General features: G+C 76.7%; 6 protein-coding genes. 2 read left to right on the forward strand and 4 right to left on the reverse strand.

Going from position 1 to position 4,673, the window contains the following annotated elements; all coding sequences use genetic code 11:
- The coding region (locus GTW43_RS08585) for an NAD(P)H-binding protein (protein ID WP_161301039.1) at positions 1–590 on the reverse strand (590 nt) is incomplete at its 3' end.
- Positions 591–678: 88 nt separating this feature from the next.
- On the opposite strand from GTW43_RS08585, the gene GTW43_RS08590 reads away from it, so the two are divergent.
- Both GTW43_RS08590 and GTW43_RS08595 read left to right on the forward strand, forming a co-directional pair.
- Complete coding sequence (locus GTW43_RS08590) at positions 679–1,611, forward strand: AraC family transcriptional regulator (protein WP_161301040.1); 933 nt, start codon at positions 679–681, stop codon at positions 1,609–1,611.
- Entirely contained in the window at positions 1,608–2,306 is a 699-nt protein-coding gene (locus GTW43_RS08595) for a helix-turn-helix transcriptional regulator (RefSeq protein WP_161301041.1), read from the forward strand. The genes GTW43_RS08590 and GTW43_RS08595 overlap by 4 nt, the downstream gene beginning before the upstream one ends.
- 22 nt (positions 2,307–2,328) lie before the next feature.
- On the opposite strand, the gene GTW43_RS08600 is transcribed toward GTW43_RS08595, so the two are convergent.
- The 3 genes from GTW43_RS08600 to GTW43_RS08610 form a co-directional block, all read right to left on the reverse strand.
- Entirely contained in the window at positions 2,329–2,703 is a 375-nt protein-coding gene (locus GTW43_RS08600) for a VOC family protein (RefSeq protein WP_161301042.1), read from the reverse strand.
- A gap of 61 nt (positions 2,704–2,764) precedes the next feature.
- The gene (locus GTW43_RS08605) at positions 2,765–4,033 is read right to left on the reverse strand and encodes a glycosyl hydrolase (protein ID WP_161301043.1); all 1,269 of its coding nucleotides are present in this window, start codon (positions 4,031–4,033) and stop codon (positions 2,765–2,767) included.
- Between the two features lie 119 nt (positions 4,034–4,152).
- Positions 4,153–4,673, reverse strand: a 521-nt coding sequence (locus tag GTW43_RS08610; RefSeq protein ID WP_202501227.1) for a homocysteine S-methyltransferase family protein, incomplete at its 5' end; no start/stop codon positions are given.

Here is a 4,673-nt window from a genome sequence, read left to right on the forward strand (position 1 = left end):
TCGCCCCACGTGAGCAGCTCCGGACCCGTCAGGTCGAGGGTGCGGCCCGCGTACCGCCCGTCCGGCGCGTCCAGCACCGCCACCGTCACGTCCGCGATGTCCCGCACGTCCAGGAACGGCTCACGCAGCTCCGGCGGCGCCGCGAAGACCAGCTCCGGGCCGCTCACCTGCTCCCGCAGCGGGCCCTCGCTGAAGTTCTGGTGGAACCACGCGCAGCGCAGCACCGTCCAGTCCCCGCCCGCCGCCGCCAGCGCCTCCTCCGCGGGCCGCGCCTGGTCCTCGCCGCGCGCCGAGAGCAGCACCGTGCGCCGCACCCCGAGCTCCATCGCCCGCCGGGCCAGCGTGCCCACCGCCGCCTCCGCGTCCGGCGCCCCGATGTCCGACGGGTACGCCAGATAGGCCCCGTCGGCGCCGGCCAGCGCCGCGTCCCACGTCCCCGGGTCCGCCCAGTCGAAGGGCACGGCCCCCGAGCGGGACGCCGCCCGCACCGTCAGCCCCGCGGCCCGCGCCGCGGCGGCCACCCGGCTGCCCGTCCGGCCCGTCGCCCCGGTCACCAGTACTGTCCTCGTCTCGTGCTCGCTCTGTGTCATGCCTCCACTCAACTGCGCCCGCCCCCACCGGAACATCGCCGAGCCGCTCACCCCCATACGCACGCGTCCAGCGCCTAGTCTCGGTGTCATGGACGTACTCGCAGGACTCCTGGAGGGGCCACGGGCGCGCGGGGCCTTCATGATCCGGGCCTGTTTCGAGCTGCCGTGGTCGGTGCGGATCGCCGACGAGGCACCGCTCACCGTGATGATCATGGTCGAGGGCGATGCCTGGATCCTGCCGGAGGGCGGCGACGGCAAGCCCCGCCACGTGCGCCCCGGCGACATCGCCATCGCCCGCGGCCCCGATCCCTACGTCTGCTGCGACGACCCCGCGACCGCACCCCGCGCCGAGATCGGCCCCGGCCAGGCCTGCCGTCCGCTCGGCGCCGCGCACGCGGGCCGGTACCGCGACCTCGGGGTGCGCGAGTGGGGCGAGTCGCCCGACGGCCCGGCGAAGATGCTCATCGGCACCTACCAGATGCGCGGCGAGCTCAGCGGCCGGCTGCTCGACGCGCTGCCGCCGCTGCTCGTGCTGCCCACCGAGGTCTGGCGGTGCCCGCTGACCCCGCTCGTCGCGGACGAGATCGGCCGCGACGAGCCCGGCCAGGACGTCGTCCTCGACCGGCTGCTCGACCTTCTGCTCATCTCCTCGCTGCGCGCCTGGTTCTCCCGGCCGGAGGCGGACGCGCCCGCCTGGTACCGGGCGCTCGGCGACCCGGTCGTCGGACCCGCGCTGCGGCTCGTCCAGGACGAGCCCGCACACCCCTGGACCGTGTCGGCGCTCGCCGAGCGGTCCGGCGTCTCGCGGGCCGCGCTCGCCCGCCGCTTCACCGACCTGGTGGGCGAGCCCCCGATGACGTACCTCACCGGCTGGCGGCTCGCGCTCGCCGCCGACCGGCTCCGCGACACCGAGCTGACCATCGCCGCGATCGCCCGCCAGGTCGGCTACGGCAGCGCCTTCGCGCTCTCCGGCGCCTTCAAGCGGGAGTACGGGGTCAGTCCGCAGGAGTACCGGGGATGACGGACGGCCCGGGCGCGTACCGGGAGCGGGCCTGCCCCGTGCCCGGCGCCGTCCTGTGGACCCGCACCGCGCGACCCGGCGAGTCCGGGTCCGTGCTGCCCGACGGGTGCATGGACCTCATCTGGAGCGAGGGCCGGCTCTTCGTCGCCGGACCCGACACCCGGGCGCACCGGGCGGGCCCCGAGGAGACCCGGCGGTACGCGGGCGTGCGCTTCGCCCCCGGCACCGCGCCCGGCTACCTCGGCGTCCCCGCGCACGAACTGCGCGACCGCCGCGTCGATCTGGCCGACCTGTGGACCGCGTCCGAGGCCCGCCGCATCACCGAGCGGATCGACGCGGCCGCCGACCCGGGCGCCGCGCTCGCCGCCGAGGCCGTCCGGATCGCGGGCGCCGCCGGACCGCCCGACCCGCTCCTCGGGCACGTCGTCGCGGCGCTGGAGGCGGGCAGCAGCGTCGCCGGTACCGCCGCCGCGACCGGTCTCGGCCCCCGCGGGCTGCACCGGCGCTCCCTGGCCGCCTTCGGGTACGGGCCCAGGACGCTGGGCCGGGTGCTGCGCCTCCAGCGGGCGCTCGCGCTGGTCCGCGCCGGTGTCCCGCTCGCCGAGACCGCGGCCCGGGCCGGCTACACCGACCAGTCCCATCTCACGCGCGACGTCCGCGAGCTGACGGGCCGCACCCCGGGGCGGCTCGGCTGACCCGGTCCCGCCCGGTCCGGGCTCAGCGCCAGGCGAACAGGTCGACCTGGTTCCCGTCTGGGTCGTGCACCACCGCGTAGCGCTGCCCCCACTCCGCGTCCCACGGCTCGGCCTCGCCGTGGTGTCCGGCCGCGGTCAGTTCCTTGTACGCCGCGTCGACGCCGCCCGGGCCGTCGCACAGGAACGCCAGCCCGATCCGGCCCCGGCCGAGGTCCTGCGCGCCCTCGACGGGGTCGAACATCAGCCGGACGCCCCCGGGCAGTTCGGTCTCCACGTGCGGGAGCCGCTCGGCGCCCTCGGGGAAGACCAGCCCGAGCCGGCGGTAGAAGGCGAGGGAGGCGGAGAGGTCGGAGGTGGCGATGCCGATGGCGTCCAGACGGACGGGGTTCTCGTTCATGCCCGCACGCTAGGCCGCCGCCCGGCCACCGGTCTTGTACGAATCGGACGGCGGCCGGGGCTCAGCCCGCCTCCACGGGGTCGACCACCGTCGTGATGCCGCGCGCCGCGAGGTGCCCCGCGTCGTGCGCGTGCTCGGCCAGGACCACCGCGGGCCGGACCCCGTCGGCGGTCAGCCGGTGCCAGGCCTCGAAGAAGGCGCCGCCGGGACCGCACTGCGCACGGTGCGGCGAGGCGACCGTGTCGCCGGTGTCGAGGACCAGCGCGGTGGTGCGCGGCGCCGGGCTGGGAGTGCGCCCGCGCCACGCCGCGACGGTCCGGGCGAGCGCGGCGCCGGCCGGCTTGACGGCCCGACGATCCGTCAGCAGGCCCAGGCTGTACTCGAGTTCGGGGAAGTCGGCCAGGTCGCGGGAGACGTCGTGCGAGCACCACCAGGTCACGCCCCACACGTGCGCGCAGTCCAGGGCGTGCGCCACGGTCGCCTCCGTGAAGTGGGCGGCGTGCTCGGCGGGGATGTGCGGGGCCGGGGCGCCCACCTCCTGGAGCCAGACGGGCCGCCCGGGATCGGTGTGCCAGGCGCGGGCCAGCTCGATCAGGTACGCGGCGTGGTGCTCGGTCGGCACGCCGGTGCGGCCGTGGCGCTGGGCCGTGCCGTTGAACACCCAGGAGTGCACGGCGGTCACGGAGCCGATCCGGGCGGCCTGCGCGGGCGTGAAGGGATGCCGGTCCCGGTACCAGGCGGCGTCGTACTCGGCGTGCAGATGCAGCCGCCCGGGCGCGCCCCGCTCGCACGCGGCCAGCATCCGCTCCAGCCAGTGCGCCGCCTGCTCGTGCGTGATGCGGTCGGGGTCGGGGTGCGGGCCGTCCGAGAACTGGTTGATCTCGTTGCCGACGGTCATGCCGAGGAAGTTCGGCCGGTCCGCGAGCGCGGCGGCGAGCGTGCGCAGGTACTCCTCCTGGCCGGAGACGACGTCCGGGTCGGTGAAGAGGTTGCGCCGGTGCCAGGTCCGCGTCCACGCGGGCAGGAAGTCGAAACTCGACAGATGGCCCTGGAGCCCGTCCACGTTCACGTCGAGGCCGCGCTCGGCCGCGGCGTCCGCGAGCTGCACCAGCTGCTCGACCGCCCGCGGCCGGATCAGCGTCCGGTTCGGCTGGAACAGCGGCCACAGCGGGAAGACCCGCACGTGGTCGAGGCCGAGCGCGGCCACGGAGTCGAGATCGGCGCGGACCTCGTCGAGATCGAAGTCGAGCCAGTGGTGGAACCAGCCGCGCGTGGGCGTGTAGTTGGCGCCGAAGCGCGGCGGACGGGCGGCGGGGAGGGCGTCGGGCATGCGGCGTTCCTGGTCGTGAGGTGCGGGCGCGGCGCGTGGCGCGCCCGGGGTGCGTGAGGACGGGCTGAGGGGCCGAGCGTACGGCCGGGTGCGGGGCGCCGACGAGCCCCCGCCGCGGATCAGCCCCGGCCCAACACTCCGGCGACCCGGGCCACTTCGTCCGGACCCACGCGGCAGCAGCCGCCGATCAGAGCCGCGCCCGCCGAGCGCCAGCCCCGCACCCGCTCCGCGCCGAACGTCGCCGCTCCGCGCCAGCCTCGCGCGTCCGCGTCCCAGCGCTCGCCGCTGTTCGGGTAGACGACGACCGGCTTGCCGGTGACGCGGGCCGCCAGCGCGACGGCCGCGTCCGCGTCCTCGGGGGCGCAGCAGTTGACCCCGACCGCCATGACCTCCTCGACCTCGGCGGCCAGGGCGAACGCCTCCGCGAGCGGCTGCCCGGCACGGGTCCTGTCGCCCGCCACGCTGTACGACAGCCAGGCCGGCACCCCGCTCCCGCGCACGCACCGCAGCAGAGCCCGCGCCTCGTCGGCGTCCGGGACCGTCTCCAGTGCCAGGACATCGGGACCTGCGGCGGCCAGCACCTCGATGCGGGGCCGGTGAAAGGCCTCCAGCGCGGCCTCGCCGACCCCGTAGCGCCCCC

The organism is Streptomyces sp. SID5785 (genome assembly GCF_009870065.1).
Taxonomy (GTDB): domain Bacteria; phylum Actinomycetota; class Actinomycetes; order Streptomycetales; family Streptomycetaceae; genus Streptomyces.